General features: G+C 59.6%; 14 protein-coding genes. 10 read left to right on the top strand and 4 right to left on the bottom strand.

Annotation, left to right across the window (positions count from 1 at the left end):
- Positions 1-37: 37 nt before the first annotated feature.
- The 3 genes from AAAT03_RS09415 to AAAT03_RS09405 all read left to right on the top strand — a co-directional run bounded on the left by AAAT03_RS09415 (position 38) and on the right by AAAT03_RS09405 (position 3,828).
- Positions 38-676 carry an amino acid ABC transporter permease gene (locus AAAT03_RS09415; protein ID WP_118206397.1) on the top strand — a complete coding sequence of 213 codons (639 nt, stop codon included), beginning with the start codon at positions 38-40 and terminating at the stop codon, positions 674-676.
- Positions 669-1,433 (top strand): amino acid ABC transporter ATP-binding protein, encoded by a 765-nt coding sequence (locus tag AAAT03_RS09410; RefSeq protein WP_349103196.1) that lies wholly within the window; start codon positions 669-671, stop codon positions 1,431-1,433. Before AAAT03_RS09415 ends, AAAT03_RS09410 begins: the two co-directional genes overlap by 8 nt.
- Positions 1,434-1,752: 319 nt before the next feature.
- On the top strand, positions 1,753-3,828 hold the full coding sequence (locus AAAT03_RS09405; RefSeq protein WP_117646325.1) for an elongation factor G: 2,076 nt from the start codon (positions 1,753-1,755) through the stop codon (positions 3,826-3,828).
- Between the two features lie 129 nt (positions 3,829-3,957).
- Here AAAT03_RS09405 and AAAT03_RS09400 read toward each other — a convergent pair whose 3' ends face one another.
- A complete protein-coding gene (locus AAAT03_RS09400; RefSeq protein ID WP_349103195.1) occupies positions 3,958-4,923 on the bottom strand; it encodes a DNA/RNA non-specific endonuclease in 966 nt (321 codons plus the stop codon).
- A 129-nt stretch (positions 4,924-5,052) separates the two neighbouring features.
- Positions 5,053-6,063, bottom strand: coding sequence for a LacI family DNA-binding transcriptional regulator (locus tag AAAT03_RS09395; RefSeq protein WP_349103194.1), 1,011 nt, complete (start codon positions 6,061-6,063; stop codon positions 5,053-5,055).
- A 415-nt stretch (positions 6,064-6,478) separates the two neighbouring features.
- Between AAAT03_RS09395 and AAAT03_RS09390 the strand changes: the two genes are divergently transcribed.
- The 6 genes from AAAT03_RS09390 to AAAT03_RS09365 all read left to right on the top strand — a co-directional run bounded on the left by AAAT03_RS09390 (position 6,479) and on the right by AAAT03_RS09365 (position 12,475).
- Positions 6,479-7,951: a fructose-specific PTS transporter subunit EIIC gene (locus tag AAAT03_RS09390; RefSeq protein WP_070097143.1), complete on the top strand. Its 1,473-nt coding sequence runs from the start codon at positions 6,479-6,481 to the stop codon at positions 7,949-7,951.
- A gap of 144 nt (positions 7,952-8,095) precedes the next feature.
- Positions 8,096-9,370 (top strand): class II D-tagatose-bisphosphate aldolase, non-catalytic subunit, encoded by a 1,275-nt coding sequence (locus tag AAAT03_RS09385; protein ID WP_006235615.1) that lies wholly within the window; start codon positions 8,096-8,098, stop codon positions 9,368-9,370.
- Between the two features lie 125 nt (positions 9,371-9,495).
- Positions 9,496-10,179 (top strand): fructose-6-phosphate aldolase, encoded by a 684-nt coding sequence (fsa, locus tag AAAT03_RS09380; RefSeq protein ID WP_349103193.1) that lies wholly within the window; start codon positions 9,496-9,498, stop codon positions 10,177-10,179.
- A 63-nt stretch (positions 10,180-10,242) separates the two neighbouring features.
- Positions 10,243-11,073, top strand: coding sequence for a transketolase (locus AAAT03_RS09375; protein ID WP_349103192.1), 831 nt, complete (start codon positions 10,243-10,245; stop codon positions 11,071-11,073).
- Entirely contained in the window at positions 11,073-12,011 is a 939-nt protein-coding gene (locus tag AAAT03_RS09370) for a transketolase family protein (RefSeq protein ID WP_349103191.1), read from the top strand. The genes AAAT03_RS09375 and AAAT03_RS09370 overlap by 1 nt, the downstream gene beginning before the upstream one ends.
- Positions 12,012-12,022: 11 nt before the next feature.
- The gene (locus tag AAAT03_RS09365; protein ID WP_349103190.1) at positions 12,023-12,475 is read left to right on the top strand and encodes a PTS sugar transporter subunit IIA; all 453 of its coding nucleotides are present in this window, start codon (positions 12,023-12,025) and stop codon (positions 12,473-12,475) included.
- A 130-nt stretch (positions 12,476-12,605) separates the two neighbouring features.
- Here AAAT03_RS09365 and AAAT03_RS09360 read toward each other — a convergent pair whose 3' ends face one another.
- Entirely contained in the window at positions 12,606-13,484 is an 879-nt protein-coding gene (locus AAAT03_RS09360) for an ATP-dependent sacrificial sulfur transferase LarE (protein WP_349103189.1), read from the bottom strand.
- A 173-nt stretch (positions 13,485-13,657) separates the two neighbouring features.
- Between AAAT03_RS09360 and AAAT03_RS09355 the strand changes: the two genes are divergently transcribed.
- Positions 13,658-14,308 carry an HAD family phosphatase gene (locus AAAT03_RS09355; RefSeq protein ID WP_349103188.1) on the top strand — a complete coding sequence of 217 codons (651 nt, stop codon included), beginning with the start codon at positions 13,658-13,660 and terminating at the stop codon, positions 14,306-14,308.
- Between the two features lie 201 nt (positions 14,309-14,509).
- Here the strand turns inward: AAAT03_RS09355 and AAAT03_RS09350 are convergent, their stop codons facing one another.
- Positions 14,510-15,715: an ATP-binding protein gene (locus AAAT03_RS09350; protein WP_349103187.1), complete on the bottom strand. Its 1,206-nt coding sequence runs from the start codon at positions 15,713-15,715 to the stop codon at positions 14,510-14,512.
- Between the last annotated feature and the right edge of the window lie 211 nt (positions 15,716-15,926).

Genomic DNA, 15,926 nt, shown 5'->3' with positions numbered 1-15,926 from the left:
TTACTGTGAAAGAGAGCTTGGGTTGTCTATTCAGGTCATGATGCAGATGCTTGGCCAGGGATTCTTGGTCAGCTTGCAGCTGTTTGTGCTGACGTTGCTCGGGTCGATTCCGCTGGGAATCCCCGTGGCGTTTATGCGCATGAGCAAGGTCGCGCCGCTGCGTTGGATTGCGCGCATCTATATTTCGGTGATGCGCGGCACGCCGCTTATGCTGCAGATGTTTGCGATCTACTTTGCCCCGTACTACGTGTTTGGCATCTCGCTCACGCCCGATTCCAAATGGACGGCGTGCGTCGTGGCATTCATCATCAACTACGCCGGCTACTTTGCCGAGATCTATCGCTCGGGCTTGCAGTCCATTCCGCGCGGACAATACGAGGCAGCCGAGGTGCTGGGCTATTCGCGTCTGCAGACATTTTTGTACATTGTGATGCCGCAAGTCGCCAAGCGTATTCTGCCGGCGATGGGCAACGAGATCATCACGCTGGTCAAGGACACTTCGCTGGCGTTTGCCATCGGCGTGGGGGAGATGTTCTCGACGGCCAAGGCGCTGGTTGCCTCGCAAGTGAGCATGGTGCCGTTTGCGATTGCGGCGCTGATCTACTGGGTCTTTAACTTTGTGGTCGAGATGCTGCTGGGCGCTGCCGAAAAGAAGCTGGACTATTATCATGACTAACTCAGTGATGAAAATCGAAAGCGCGCGTAAGGCGTTTGGCGGCAATGAGGTGCTCAAGGATATCTCACTCGAAGTCAAGCGCGGTGAGGTCGTGGCGATTATCGGGCCTTCGGGTGGCGGTAAGTCCACGCTGCTGCGGTGTGCCACGCTGCTCGAGACACTCGACGGAGGCTCGCTCTCGTTTGGCGACCTTGCCGTTGCGACGGATGTGGGTTCGGGCGCGGTCTATGCGAAGGGCGATGTGCCCAAGCAGGCGCGCTCGCGATTCGGCCTGGTGTTCCAAAATTACAACCTGTTCCCGCACTATACGGTGATGAAAAACATCACCGATGCTCCGATTCGCGTGCTCAAGCGCCCGCGCGAGCAGGCGGAGGCGCGTGCGCATGAGTTGATCGCGCAGATGGGGCTTACGGGCAACGAGAACAAGGTGCCGTGTGAGCTTTCGGGCGGTCAGCAGCAGCGCGTGAGTATTGCCCGCGCCCTGGCACTCGACCCGGAAATCTTATTCTTTGACGAGCCGACTTCGGCGCTCGATCCCGAGTTGACGGCCGAGGTGCTGCGTGTCATTAAGGACCTGGCGGCGCAGAATATGACGATGGTAATCGTGACCCACGCAATGCAGTTTGCGCGCGATGTTGCCGACCGCGTGGTCTTTATGGACGGCGGTCGCATTGTCGAGGAGGGACCTGCCGAGCAGGTTATCGACCATCCGCGCGAGCAGCGCACACGTGAGTTCTTGAGCCGTATCGAGGGATAGACTCAGGTATTTACTCAACTATTAATTGAGGCAATTGAGGCGAAGCCGCCACAGGTCTTACGGTCTGTGGCGGCTTTTTGTTTACATCGACGGGGTTCAATAATTGCCTCACAAGCTTGTCTCTTCCTCTCGCCGCCTGTATTCATACGTGTGCCGAAAGGTGTGCATGGACGGTCGCCCGTGAGGGTAGGGTGGTGGCATAGGACATTTGGAGGGTGAGTCGGCTCGGCTGCCGACCATGCTGCTCCCGGGATGGCACCGACCGCGAACTCTCCCCGTTGGCGTCGCGCATTGCGCGCGGCCCTGCAAGGAGGTCATCATGGGTGCTCCCAAGACCGGTAACGTAAGGAACGTGGTGCTCGTAGGCCAAGGCGGGGTGGGCAAGACTTCACTCGCCGAAGCCATGCTCCACCTTTCCGGCAAGACCGCCCGCCTGGGCGGCCACGACGGCACCAAGCCCACGCTCGACTATGACCCCGAAGAGGTTAAGCGTGCATTTTCCATCTCGACGACCATTGCGCCGATCGACTGGAAGGGCGCGCGCATCAATGTGCTCGATGCCCCGTGCTACCCCGATTTTATCGGCGACGCCTTTGCCGCGATGAGCGTCTGCGAGACGGCTCTGTTTGTGGTCGACGCCGAGGCCGGCCCGCAGCCTACGACGGTTAAGCTCTGGTATGCCGCCGAGGACCTGCGCTTGGCGCGTGCGGTGTTCGTAAACCGCCTGTCGCGCTCCGAGGCCAGCTTTGCGACCACAATGGACCTGCTGCAGGAGCGCTTTGGTACGCGCCTGGGCGCCGTGACTCTTCCCTGGGGCGAGGGCGAGGACTTTGACGGCATCATCGACCTGGTGCGCATGAAGGCGCGCCATTGCAACGGCGCCGAGGCCGTTGAGTCGGAGATTCCCGAGGAGTATCGTGCCCAGGCCGAGGAGGCCCATGACCATCTGTGCGAGCTGGTGGCCGAGGCCGACGACGAGCTGATGATGAAATACCTGGAAGGCGAGGAGACGCTGACGCAGGAGGAGCTTGAAGGCCTGCTGTCTAAGGCGATCGCCGAGCGCATCTTTGTGCCGGTCTTTGCGGGCGATTGCATTAAGGAGCAGGGCGTCAACTCGCTGATGGACGACATCGCCACGTACTTCCCGGCGCCGACCGACTACGGCGAGATGCCGCTCATCGACGGCGATTCGCTTAAGATTTCGAGTGACGATGACCGTCCGGTGGCGTTTGTGTTTAAGACGCTGGCCGATCCGCAGCAGGGCCGCATCAGCTTTATCAAGGTGCTGACGGGCACGCTTGAGCCGGGTCTTGAGTTGGTCAACGCGCGTACCCGCAAGAGCGATCGTTTGGCTCACCTGTATGTGATGTGCGGCCGCGATATGACCGAGGTTGGCCATGCCTATGCCGGCGACATCATCGTGGCGCCCAAGCTGGCTGCCGAGACGGGCGATACGCTCTCGATTACCGGCAAGGTCGAGGCTGCGGCGTTTAAGTTCCCCAACTCGCAGTACCGCATCGCCATCGAAGCCGAGAACCGCGGCGACGAAGAGAAGCTCTACACGTTTATCGAGAAGGCCTGCAAGGCAGACCCGACCATGAGCATCGACCGCGACGAGGAGACTGGCCAGACCATTATCTCGGCAGTGGGCGAGGCGCAGGTTTCGGTGCTGCTCAATCGTCTGGAGGACCGCACCAAGGTTGCTGCCAAGAGCGTGCCGATCCGCATTCCGTATCGCGAGACCATTCGCCGTACGGCAAGTGCCCAGGGCCGCCATAAGAAGCAGACCGGCGGCGCCGGTCAGTACGGCGACTGCTGGCTGCGCGTGGAGCCGCTCATTGGGCCCGACGGCACGAGCGACGGCTATGAGTTCGTGGACGAGGTCGTGGGCGGCCGCATCCCGCGCTCGCTGATTCCCGCCGTGGACAAGGGCGTCCAGGAGACCATGAAGGACGGTATTATTGCCGGCTACCCGCTCACGGGCATTCGCGTCGCGGTGTACGACGGTTCGTATCACAGCGTCGACTCCAACGAGATGGCGTTCCGCGCGGCGGCTCGCATCGGCCTGCGCAAGGCATGCGCCGATGCCGATCCAGTGGTGCTGGAGCCTATCGAGGAAATCACGGTGACGATCCCCGAGAGCTACGCCGGCGCCGTGATGGGCGACATCTCGGCCTCGCGCGGTCGCGTGACGGGCATGGAGACCGATGAGCGCGGAGACACCGTGGTCATTGCCCAGGCGCCGCTGGCCGAGCTGACGGATTACTCGACGCGCCTGCGCTCCATCACGCGCGGCACGGGCGACTTTACCATGAAGCCCGCGGGCTATGAGCAGGTGCCCTATGACGTTCAGGCCAAGCTGGTCGAGCGCTATGAGGAGGGCCGCGCCAAGTAGCGCGTGGCGTTGCCTGCAACATGCATGCCGGTGCAAGGGCCGCTCTGGGCAATCCAGGGCGGCCCTTTTTGATCCCTGGGGGACGGAGGAAAACGGATCATTTTAGGTTTTGGGGCAGCTTGGTCGGCCCTAGTCCCCCGAGGCCTGATTGCGGCCGGTGGCGTAGTCGATCTGCACGTGCGGCTGCAGATCGTAGCAATATACGTGGAAGCAGAGGGTCTTGCCGTGGTCCTCGACCGATTGCGCCTCAAGGCGCACGCCGCGGCAGACAAGTTCCTCTTCGTTGTACATGGGCGTGACGCGGTAGAGCACATGGTTGCCTGTGTCGTGGATATAGTCGAGGATCTGCTCTTCAAACGGCAGCATGCCCGTTTCGTTGAGATAGCGCGTGCCGGTGAGGAGATTCTTGCGATTAGCGTTTTCGCCGCAGAGCGACCAGGCGATGAGGTGGCAACGGTTGTAGAGGCTTTGACCCGGAATAAAGTCGTAGCGCTGCTGGTGCCATCCGGCGGGGTGGATACGCGAGATATCCCCGCGCTTGCCTTGACCGAGCGACTCGGGACCCACGCAGGCGAGCGCTTTGCGGGTGCGGCCTAAGCTGTCGAGCTTGGAGAACTTCTTAAAGCAGCCCTCTTTGGTAGCGCGCTCGTATTCATCGAGCGTGAATGACGGCGTGCCGAGCGGGTGCGTGCTGTCGGCGCGAAGGGCAACGTAGGGGTTGCCGGCGTAGTCGGGAATGCTGCTGAGATATACGCCGCGGGCGCGGTCGAGATCGGGGTTTTCGACCTCGTCGATGGGGGTGGTGGAGCTGTCCTCGGAAGCGGCGTCACCGGTGTCGGGTGCGGCGGATTCGGAGCCATCGCCGGAGTCCTCGGAGCTGGCTGTTCCCGATTCGAGCCGGGCAACCAGGTCCGCCTCGTCGTCGGTGCGGCTGGGACTCTCGTTTTGTTTTTCGGCCAGGGCCGCTGCCTGCTCATCGCTTTGCGGCGACAACAGCTTGGGCGCCCCGTCGAGCGATCCTGTGAACAGCGCAAACCCCAGCACCACGGCGGTGCCGATGGAAAGTACTTGCTTGTAAACGGACTTGCGCGACATGGAGGCTCCTGGATGGACGGTTGGGAATCTACCAGTCTAGCAGGAGCCGACAGGGGCCGTTCTGTCGAACAAATACTTAAGATTTGGGACAAACGCTACGGATCCATTTGCCTCATATTTGACGTATGGCTAGATCGAGGTGGAACCGAGCCAATTGAGTTTACATTCGAGAATGCGCTGCTCACCGGGCGTGCTGCTGCCATCGAGTAGCGCGAGGAGCATCTCGGCCGCCTCTCTGCCTTCCTGGTCGACGGGCTCGATGATCGTGGAGACGGTCGGCGTGGTGAGGTTGGTCCAGTCTTCGCAGTTGAGTCCCAAAAGACCGATTTGCTGCGGAAGTAGATGGGCCATGGGCTGGAGAGCCTTGTAGACACGGGGAAGTGCCCACTGATTTTGCACGAAGATAAGGGTTCGCTTGGCGGGGTTGAACTTGTATTTAAAGTACTCGGTAAGCTCACCGACCGACGGCTTGTTGTGGTCGATGGGAATCGCTTTGTAGATCTGTCCGTTCGCTGCCAGTGCCTCGGCATACCCCTGAAAACGCTCCATGCGGGTGCGCATTTCGGTCATGTTAGCGGCAATGGAGAAAAAGTCCTCGTAACCGGCATCGAGAAGCGCCTGCGTGGCATTGTACACGCCGTCGTAGAGGTTGGTTTTGATCCAGCTGGTGCCTGGGCTGTAGATGGCCGCGTCAAAAAAGACGACGGGCTTGCCGGCGCGCTTGATGCGGTCGTGGACGGCCTTGAAATTTGCCGTGGGCTGGATGATAAAACCATCGACGCCCAGCGAGAGCATTTTGTCGACATACATGAGCTCGGTCTCGGGGTTAAAGTTGCTCGTGCAAACGACCGTCTGGTAGCCCGCGGGGAGCATGACTTGTTCCATGCCGTTGAGGACGAGGCCCGCCCACTTGTTGGTGTTATCCAAAATGATGATGGCGATGACGTGGGTCTGCTTGCCGGTGAGCGTTTGCGCTTGGGCGTTGGGAACGTATCCGAGTTCCTTGATGACGCGCGCAATCTTTGCCTGCGTCTTCTCGCTAAGCTTTTCTCGTTTGTCGTTGAGGTAATACGAGACGCTTGCCGTCGAGGTTCCCGCCTCTCGAGCGACGTCTGCGATCGTAACGCGCTGTTTTGCCACAGCGACTCCTTCCGACAGATGAGCATTTTCCAACATGATGACTTTGAGTCTTGGTGAGGGATGCGCTTCGGTGAGCGACCTTTTCCTTTCATATGAGTATGCAACAAATGCGGTATACGGGTGGGGTCGAAATTTGTGACCGGCATGCGCATCTGCCGTCTACCGAGAAAATCAAATACTTCTTGACTTTTGAAATCGAGGGTAAAATCGCAGGATTCATTTTTGGTTAAACGCATAACCAAATAGCATAACCAACGCTCTGACCTGCGCGTTTACCGAAATAAGCTGGCATTAAGAAAAACGAGCACCTATATTGGTCTTGTCGAAAAGACAGCAAGTCCAAACGGCAGGGGATGCTCCGGAGGCCTCCGCAAACGGTGTCTTGCGCACGCAACTCTATGAAAAGAGGGAAGCAATGAAGATCGTAGGCGTTGCCGCCTGTACCGTGGGTATTGCCCACACGTATATGGCCCAGAAGGCGATTCAGGATGAATGCGCCGCCCGTGGCATCGAGTGCAAAGTCGAGGCTCAGGGTGGCCTGGGTATCGAGAACGAGCTGACGCAGGAAGACGTGGATTCCGCCGACCTGGTGCTCGAGTCCGTCGACGTGGGCGTCGAGAACGAGGATCGTTTTGAGCAGAAGATGGCCGAGGGCAAGTTCCTGAAGGTCGGCACCTCGGATGTAATCGCCGATCCGGTGAAGATCATCGACCAGGCCGTTGAGATCATTAAGGCGACGGGTGGCGCCGTTGACGCGCCCAAGGCCGAGGCCAAGGCAGAGAAGAAGGCCGTCTCCGCTGCCCCGCAGGCCCCGACACCGGCGTCCAAGCAGTCTATCTTTGCCGATCCTGGTAAGACGCTGCTCAATGCATTCAATACCGGCGTTTCCTATTTTATCCCCATCGTCGTTATCGGCGGCGTGTTTCTCGCCTTCTCGCTGGCATCCGGTACCGCCGGCGCCAACGGCATGGAGGTTACGAACCCGCTGATGGTGAGTCTTAACACCATCGGCATGGCCGGCATCTCCATGATGATCCCGGTGCTTGCGGCTTACATCTCCTACTCGATGGCCGGCAAGCCCGCGCTCGCCCCCGGTTTTGTCCTGGGCTACCTGGTCAACAACGCAGTCGTTACCCCTAACGGCAACAGCGTTTCGACTGGCTTCTTGGGCGCCATGATCATGGCGGTTATCTGCGGCTACTTTGTCCGCTGGATGAAGACCTGGAAGGTCAACAACACCATCCAGACCATCATGCCCATCCTGATCATCCCGATTTTGACCTCGCTTGTCCTGGGCATGGCCTATATCTACATCCTGGCCACGCCGCTTGGCTTTGTGATGGACTGGCTTACCGGCGTGCTCGGCAGCCTGCAGGGCGGTTCCGCGGTTGTCCTGGGTCTGGTCATTGGCGTTATGACCGCCTTCGATATGGGTGGCCCCATCAACAAGACCGCCTCGACCTTCACCATGGCCATCATGGCCTCTGGCATCTACGGTCCTAATGGTATGTTCCGCGTCGCCGTCGCCGTTCCCCCGATCGCCTGTGGCCTCGCCGCGCTCATCGCCAAGAACAAGTTCGATGACGCCGACCGTCAGATGGGCATCTCCGCGCTGTTCATGGGTTGCATCGGTATTACCGAGGGCGCTATCCCCTTCGCGGTGAAGGACCTCGGTCACACCCTTCCCGGCATTTGCATCGGCTCTGCTGTGGGTGCGGCGCTTGCCGCCTTCCAGGGCATCGACTGCTACGTCCCGCACGGTGGCTTTATCGTCGCCCTTGCCACCAACAACGTCGCGCTGTTCTGCCTGGACATCGTGATTGGCTCCGTGGTCGCCGCTGCAATCCTGATTGCCATGAAGCCCACGCTCGATAAGCAGGCCAAGTAAACCTTTAAGGACTCCGGTTGTGCGGAGGGATGGATTTGACTCCGCACAACCGCCCCTACACAACAAAATCCATCCGTACTGATAGGGCCCACATCTGGGTCCCAGGGAACTTTTGTCAAAAATCCTCTGGAGAAGGAGAACAAAATGTCCAACCTCACCATCCGCCAGGCCGTTCAAGGCATGCTCAAGCTGCAGGATAGCGGCGATCACGCAACCATGGTCGGCATTGGCCCCATGAGCCCCAACCTGATTCAGGCTGTGTTCGAGCTTGCCAAGGACGAGGATTTCCCGCCCATGTTTATCGCCAGCCGCAACCAGGTCGATATGGACGAGATGGGCGCCGGCTACGTCAACGGTTGGGATCAGACGCGCTTTGCCGCCGACATCAAGAAGGTTGCCGACGAGGTGGGTTACACCGGTCCGTACTACCTGTGCCGTGATCACGGCGGTCCGTGGCAGCGCGACGAGGAGCGTAACGCCCACCTGCCCGAGGACGAGGCCATGGAGCTCGCCCGCAAGTCCTTTGTCGCCGACATGGAGGCAGGCTTTGACCTGCTGATGGTCGACCCCACCAAGGACCCCTATCAGATCGGCAAGGTTATTCCGCTCGACGTGGTGCTTCGCCGCACGATCGATCTTATCGACTACCTTGAGCAGTACCGTCGCGAGCATAACCTGCCCGAGGTTGCCTATGAGGTCGGTACCGAGGAGACCAATGGCGGCCTGACCTCCACCGACAAGTACGAGGAGTTCATTTCTCAGCTGCAGCCCGAGCTCGAGAAGCGCGGCTGCCCCATGCCCACCTTTATCGTTGGCCAGACCGGTACGCTCACCCGTTGGACCGAGCAGGTCGGCCATTACAACTTTAAGAATGCCCGCGAGCTCGCCGACATGGCCAAGCGCTACGGCGTGGGCCTGAAGGAGCACAACGCCGACTACCTGGACGACGCGACGCTGCTCGAGCACATTCCGGCTCACGTGACGGCCTCCAATGTCGCCCCTCAGTACGGCACCGAGGAGACCCGCGCTTACCTCAAGCTCTGTGCTACCGAGCAGATCCTGGTCGACAACGGCCTGTGCGACGATCCTTCCGACCTGTACCACACGCTGCTGGTCAAGGCCATCAAGACCGAGCGCTGGCGCAAGTGGATGACCGGCGACGATGTCAACCTGCAGGTTGACGACATTCTGGCAGACGACGAGCTCAGCCTGAAGATTCTGGATGTCTCCGGCCACTACGCGTTCAACGATCCCGAGGTCAAGGAGCAGGTCGAGAAGCTCTACCGCAACCTCGCTGCCCAGGACATCGACGGCAAGCGCTTTGTGATCGAGCACATCAAGCGCCCGATCAAGCAGTACGTCGTCGGTCTTAACCTCAAGGGCGTCACGAGCCGCATCGAGAAGGCTCTCGAGGACTAGGTAGCTTTCCCTACACGACGCCGGGCCCGGGGCATGTCCCAGCTGCGGGCCCGGCACATAGGACAAAGGGACATCCCCTTTGTCCTATTTTTTGAGTTTTGGATTCCTTAGAAGGAGTTTGCACCATGAAGTTCTTTATCGATACCGCCAACCTTGACGAGATTGCCGAGGCCAAGAGCTGGGGCTGCTTGGCCGGTGTTACCACCAATCCGTCCCTGTACGCCAAGACCGGCGGTAAGCTCGCCGACTTTGAGCCCCATATGCTCAAGATTGCCGAGCTCTGCGAGGGTCTGCCCGTGTCTGCCGAGTCTACCGCCACCACGGCCGAGGGCATGATCGAGGAGGGCAAGCACCTTGCCGCCCTCGCCCCTAACATTGTGGTCAAGCTCCCCGTCTGCGAGGCCGGCCTTGCCGCCTGCCGCGCTCTGGCCGATGCGGGCGTGCGTGTCAACATGACGCTCGTCTTCTCGCCGACGCAGGCCCTTATGGCCGCCAATGCCGGCGCTCGCTACATCAGCCCGTTTGTCGGCCGCTTTGACGACATCGCCGAGGACGGCATCTCGCAGCTCGACAATGTCGTGACCTGCATCAAGAACTATGACTGGACCGGCAAGAACGTCGACGACACCGTCGAGATCATCACCGCTTCGGTCCGCACGCCCAACCATGTGACCCAGGCGGCTCTTCTTGGTGCCGACATCGCGACCGTGCCCATGGCCGCTCTCAAGAAGTGCCTGCATCACCCGCTGACCGACCAGGGCCTCGCCTCTTTTGAGGCTGACTGGCAGAAGGTCGTCGCTCAGGCCTAACGAGTGGGTTGCCCCGGCATCGCGTTATCCGGTGCCGGGGTTGTTCTCAAGAGAGGAATTCGTATGACCAACCAGGAGCTGACGAAGGTCGCCAATGAGGTCAGGAAGGGTGTCGTGACTGCGGTTCACGCGGCCAAGTCGGGACATCCGGGTGGATCGCTCGGTGCTGCCGACATCATGACTTATCTGTACTTTGAGGAAATGAATATCGATCCTGCCGACCCTCACAAGGTCGATCGCGACCGCTTTGTGCTCTCCAAGGGTCACGCGGCGCCGGGGCTGTATTCGGTGTTGGCGAATCGCGGCTATTTTCCCATCGAAGAGCTCGAGACGCTCCGCCATATCGGCAGCCGCCTGCAGGGCCATCCCAATATGAATGACACGCCGGGCGTCGACATGTCCACCGGCTCGCTCGGTCAGGGCATCTCTGCTGCAGTTGGAATGGCGCTTGCCGCTAAGCACTGGGGCGACAGCTACCGTGTCTACACGTTGCTGGGCGACGGTGAGTGCGAGGAAGGCCAGGTGTGGGAGGCGGCAATGTTTGCCGGCAACCATGCGCTCGACAATCTTGTTGCCGTCGTCGACCACAACGGCTTGCAGATTGACGGCACGATCGATGAAGTCAACTCGGCCATGCCGCTCGCGGACAAGTTCCGCGCCTTTAAGTGGCATGTGATAGAGCTCGCCGATGGCAACGACATGGCGCAGATTGAGGCGGCTTTCGCCGAGGCTCGCGAGGTGACCGGCGCGCCCGTCGCTATCATCGCCGAGACGGTGAAGGGCAAAGGCGTCTCCTTTATGGAGAACCAGGTTGGCTGGCATGGCAAGGCGCCCAATGACGAGCAGTTTGAGCAGGCCATGGCCGAGCTCGCGGCAGCAGGAGAGGAGCTCTAATGGCAGAGGTCAAGAAAGTCGCCACGCGCGTTAGCTATGGCGAGGCACTTGTCGAGCTGGGCAATGAGCACGATGACTTTGTAGTGCTCGATGCCGACCTGGCCGCCGCTACGCAGACGGGTAAGTTTAAGGCTGCCCACCCTGAGCGCTTTTACGATGCCGGTATCGCCGAGAGCAACCTGATGGGTCTTGCCGCCGGCATCGCGACCACGGGCCGCGTTGCTTTTGCGAGCACCTTTGCGATGTTTGCCGCCGGTCGCGCCTACGAGCAGGTCCGCAATTCCATTGGCTACCCGCATCTCAACGTCAAGATTGGCGCCACCCATGCCGGCATTTCGGTGGGCGAGGACGGCGCTACGCATCAGTGCTGCGAGGACATCGCGCTCATGCGCACGATTCCGGGTATGACGGTGATCGTTCCTGCCGATGACATCGAGGCTCGCGCCTGCGTGCGCGCCGCCTATGAGTTTGAGGGCCCGGTCTACATGCGTTTTGGCCGTCTGGCTACGCCGGTTATCAACGACCACGAGGACTATGAGTTCAAGATTGGTCGCGGCGTGGTCGTGCGCGATGGTTCCGATGTCACGATCGTCGCGTGTGGCCTTATGGTTGCCGAGGCGCTCGAGGCAGCCGAGGCGCTCGCTGCCGATGGCATCGACGCCGAGGTCATCAACATGCACACGATCAAGCCGCTTGATGGGCGTCTGGTGGTTGCCAGCGCCAAGAAGACCGGTCGCGTGGTCGCTGCCGAGGAGCATTCGATTATCGGCGGTCTTGGCGAGGCCGTTGCCTCGGTGCTCGCGGAGCAGCATCCAGTGCCGATGCGTCGCGTCGGCGTGCGCGATGTGTACGGTGAATCCGGTCCTGCGGTTGATCTGCTGCACAAGTACGGTTTGGACGCCGACGGCATCGAAGCCGCGGTCAGGTCCGTGTTGTAAGGAAGGTTTCCATGGGATTTGTATCTGCCAACCAAGTGACGATTGGCCACGTCGCTGCCTCGCGCGAGGACGCGTTGCATTATCTGTCTGAGCAGGCTGTTGATCTTGGCTTTGCCGATGATGCTTCTGCCGTCGAGGCCGCCTTCATTGCTCGCGAGAACGAGGCCGAGACCGGCCTTGTCGCCGGTTTTGCTGTTCCGCATGCCAAGAGCGACGCGATCCATGCGCCGGGCGTTGCCGTGCTCAAGCTGGCCGAGCCTGTCGAGTGGCCGAGCTTTGACGGCGTGCCCGTCGATGTCGCGCTTGCGCTATACGTGCCCGCCGGCGAAGCTGGAACCACGCACCTGCGTCTGCTTTCCAAGGCTGCCGTGATGCTGATGGACGCCGGCTTCCGCGATAAGGTGCGCGCGAGCACCGATCCCGTCGAGATCGCGGAGCTTATTAACGCTGGGCTCGAGGGCTAGGTGTAACCCGCCCGCTCAATCAATCGATCCTTCTCCAAGGAAAAGGGCCGCAACGCCATGCGACGTTGCGGCCCTGTTTGCGTTTCCCCAGATAAAACCTGCCAAAATAAACCTGTCCCTTTTTGGTAGGTTACTGGTTCATGTTGCCGTGGACGTAGGGGGTGACCTCGGGGGAGATATGATCGCAGCCTAGGTTGTGCAGGGCAGATTCGATGGCGGCGGGAAGCGGGGCCTTGCCCTCGTCGTTGACCGCGGTGCTGCCGAGGGCGGCGATCTTGGCGACGTCTGCCGGCTCGGCCTCGATATGCATGCAGCCGCCGACGAGGCGTGCGCGGACCTGGTCCAGGCCAAGGTCGTGCAGGTAGTCCTCACAGGTGCGGATTACATCGACCTTCTCGCGCGTGAGCTCCTCGCCCGTGGGGACTCGCGTGGCCAGGCAGGCTCCTGCCGGCAGGTTCCAGACGGGATAGCCCCAGGCGCGTAGCAGCTCGCGCTCCTCGTCCTTGGTAAAGCCGACCTCCATAAGCGGCGAGCGCACGCCGAGCTCCTGGGCGGCGCGCATGCCGGGGCGGTAGTCGCCGCGGTCGCTTGCGTTGCTGCCGTCGATGACGGTGGGAAAGCCCAGCGACTTTGCGTGGTTGACGATGGCGGTAAAGCCGGCGCGCTTGCAGTGGTAGCAGCGGTCGGCGTCGTTGCAGGCTACCTGGGGGAGCTGCAGCTGATCGACCGAGAGGTTGAGTACGGGAAGCTTGAAGTGCGGCCCCTCATCGGCCTGCCCGTCAACTGCCCGCTCAAACGAAGCCTGCTCGGGCGTGCCGATGAGCGGCGTGGTGAGGTGAACGAGAAGCGTGCTGGCGGGCATGATGCGGGCGCAGACCGCGGCCAAAAAGCTGCTGTCGACGCCACCGGAAAAGCCGATGGCGACGCGTCCGTATGCCAAAAGCAGCTGCTCGAGCGCTGCGAGTTTGTCCTGAAGCCCCTCTGCGGGCGCGGTAGTGTCTGAAAACATGAATTGATCCTTACCAATATGTACTCGGTCGAAAACTATAATCCTACCGAGTCGCTTGTCATAAGACTTCTATCTATGTAACGAAAGTGCAATATGCTATATACGTTATATACAAGTTTACAGGTGCGGTAAAGTTGCGGGAGTACAGCAGCGCGAAGAGATGGGGGACCGATATGATCAAGGCCGTTATTTTTGACATGGACGGAACGCTGGTCGACACCGAGCGTTTGGGTATCAAGGCGTGGAAGGCGGGCGCGGCCGGGCTGGGATTCGCGATTGACGATGCGCTGATCCATCAGTTTATCGGCCGCACGTTGCCCGATGTCATGGAGATCCTTGATGGGCATTACGGCAGCCGCGAAACCGCTGAGGCAATCTATCGTCGCCATAGGGAGATTCGCGACGAGATGGTCAAGACCGATCTGGAGCTTAAGGACGGTGCCGCCGAGTGCCTCGACGAGCTGCTGACTGCGGGCTATCACGTGGGTCTTGCGACGTCGTCGCGCCACGTTACGGCCGAGCGCAACCTCAAGATGGTCGGCCTCTTTGATAAGTTTGAGGCGGTGACCTGCGGCGAGGACGTCGTACACGGCAAGCCCGACCCCGAGATGTACCTGCTCGCCTGCGAGCGCGCGGGCTTTGCCCCCGAGGAATGCGCCGTGGTCGAGGATTCGCGTAACGGCTGCGTCTCGGGCATTACGGCCGGCTGCCACGTCTTTGCCGTCCCCGATATCGTGCCGCTGCCGCAGGACGTGGTGGACGGCTGTGAGGCCGTGCTCGATACGCTGTTCGATCTGACGGCCGCGGTCAAGGCCGTGTGTTAGCGTTCGCACGCGAGTCGCCATGTCCCGCGCCCGATCCCGCGGGACGGTGACGGCAACGGCGCCTGCGTGGAAGCGCTGACGCAGTCAGCCCCTTTTATCACGCCAAGATTGCTGTTTTGGCCGATAAGAGGGGCATTGTGCTTTAAGCGACTGGGGCTGCGGCCTTGGTAAGGAGCTGGCGGAGGGTTATGACGCTACAAGTTACTCCAGGAGCCAGTCGATCACGTTGCGCTTGCGGACTCCTTCGTAGTTCGCGTTCGCAAACAGCGTGTCGAGCGTAAGAAGCGTCTTGGGGTAGTTGTCTCGGACTTTTTTAAAGGGGGCCAACTCTCGATTGAGGGTGGCTTCGTCGAGTGTGGTGGCTGAAACCTGAAAATAGGCCGTCTCGTCTGAGCGTAGGGCAACAAAATCGATTTCCCCACCGTCGATATCGCCCACGTAGACGTCGTATCCGCGGCGTAGGAGCTCGAGATAGACAACATTTTCGAGGATATGACCGATATCGCGGCTTTGGGTTTTGACAAGAGCGCCTCTAAGTCCAAGGTCAACGGCGTAGTATTTGCCGTTTGTTGTAAGAAGCTGCCGACCGCGCACGTTATAGCGCGGAGCATAGTACAGCACAAGGCTGTCTGTTAAGCCTTTGAGGTACTTGGCTACGGTTTTCTGGTCGGTTTTGTTGCCGTTGGACGAGAGCGTGTCGGAGATTTTTTTAATCGAGATCCGGTTTCCAATGCTATGGAGTAGGAACTTGGTGATATCGCGCAGGGTCGGGACGTCCGAGACCTTCAGGCGTTCGATAACGTCGCGTATGACGATGGTATCGTAGAGGCTCATAAGATAATCGCGCGCCTGGGGTCCCTGAATGCCCGTCTCGGCGATAAAGGGAAAAGAGCCCCGGGTGATGTACTCGTCAAACAACTGCGCGGGAGCCTTTCCGTCATTGGTTTTTGCCGAGCAAAACTCTTTAAAGGATAGGGGCAGCATCTTGAGCTCTACGTAGCGACCGGAGAGCAAAGTTGCCAGCTCGCCCGAGAGCAGATAGGCGTTGGAACCGGTTATGTAGAGGTCGACATTGTCTTTGATAAAAAGACTGTCGACGGCTTTTTCGAAATGCTCGACGTGCTGTATCTCGTCCAGAAAAACGTAGTTCATCTTATCGGGGACGAGTCTGGCGGAAATGTAGTCGTAGAGTGCTCTATACGACGTAAGCGACTCGAACTCCAGGTCTTCAAAGTTGAGGGATATAACCTGGTCGCCTGTGATTCCATGATCGCGCAGGTAGCTGCGGTAGATTTCGAATAGCTTTGATTTGCCGGACCTTCGGACGCCCGAAACGACTTTGATGACGTGCGAGTCTTTCCACGAAATGAGCCAGTCGAGGTACTGTTTGCGATCAATCAGATTCATGAAGCCTCTTTCTTGGCGAGAAAAAACTGGAGCAAAATCAATACTTATAGGAAATTTCTAAAAATATGGAATTGAATCCATTTTAGCAAAAAAGTTAATAAAAAACGGATTATATGCCATAAATTTCCGTAGCCGCAGGCCCGGCTAAATGGGGAGGGCACGTGGGGCCAACAAAAACGCCGCAGCGTAGTTATTTCCGCTGCGGCGTTTA

The organism is Collinsella sp. CLA-AA-H167 (assembly GCF_040095305.1).
In the GTDB taxonomy this organism is placed as follows: domain Bacteria; phylum Actinomycetota; class Coriobacteriia; order Coriobacteriales; family Coriobacteriaceae; genus Collinsella.
The sequence above is the reverse complement of the archived record's forward strand: the minus strand, read 5'-3'. Positions and strand labels throughout refer to the sequence as shown.

Excerpts from the sequence above, each read along its gene's own strand:
- AAAT03_RS09415 (WP_118206397.1), top strand. The coding sequence starts at position 38 with ATGATGCAGATGCTTGGCCAGGGATTCTTGGTCAGCTTGCAGCTGTTT.
- AAAT03_RS09410 (WP_349103196.1), top strand. The coding sequence starts at position 669 with ATGACTAACTCAGTGATGAAAATCGAAAGCGCGCGTAAGGCGTTTGGC.
- AAAT03_RS09405 (WP_117646325.1), top strand. The coding sequence starts at position 1,753 with ATGGGTGCTCCCAAGACCGGTAACGTAAGGAACGTGGTGCTCGTAGGC.
- AAAT03_RS09400 (WP_349103195.1), bottom strand. The coding sequence starts at position 4,923 with ATGTCGCGCAAGTCCGTTTACAAGCAAGTACTTTCCATCGGCACCGCC.
- AAAT03_RS09390 (WP_070097143.1), top strand. The coding sequence starts at position 6,479 with ATGAAGATCGTAGGCGTTGCCGCCTGTACCGTGGGTATTGCCCACACG.
- AAAT03_RS09385 (WP_006235615.1), top strand. The coding sequence starts at position 8,096 with ATGTCCAACCTCACCATCCGCCAGGCCGTTCAAGGCATGCTCAAGCTG.
- fsa (WP_349103193.1), top strand. The coding sequence starts at position 9,496 with ATGAAGTTCTTTATCGATACCGCCAACCTTGACGAGATTGCCGAGGCC.
- AAAT03_RS09375 (WP_349103192.1), top strand. The coding sequence starts at position 10,243 with ATGACCAACCAGGAGCTGACGAAGGTCGCCAATGAGGTCAGGAAGGGT.
- AAAT03_RS09370 (WP_349103191.1), top strand. The coding sequence starts at position 11,073 with ATGGCAGAGGTCAAGAAAGTCGCCACGCGCGTTAGCTATGGCGAGGCA.
- AAAT03_RS09365 (WP_349103190.1), top strand. The coding sequence starts at position 12,023 with ATGGGATTTGTATCTGCCAACCAAGTGACGATTGGCCACGTCGCTGCC.
- AAAT03_RS09360 (WP_349103189.1), bottom strand. The coding sequence starts at position 13,484 with ATGTTTTCAGACACTACCGCGCCCGCAGAGGGGCTTCAGGACAAACTC.
- AAAT03_RS09355 (WP_349103188.1), top strand. The coding sequence starts at position 13,658 with ATGATCAAGGCCGTTATTTTTGACATGGACGGAACGCTGGTCGACACC.
- AAAT03_RS09350 (WP_349103187.1), bottom strand. The coding sequence starts at position 15,715 with ATGAATCTGATTGATCGCAAACAGTACCTCGACTGGCTCATTTCGTGG.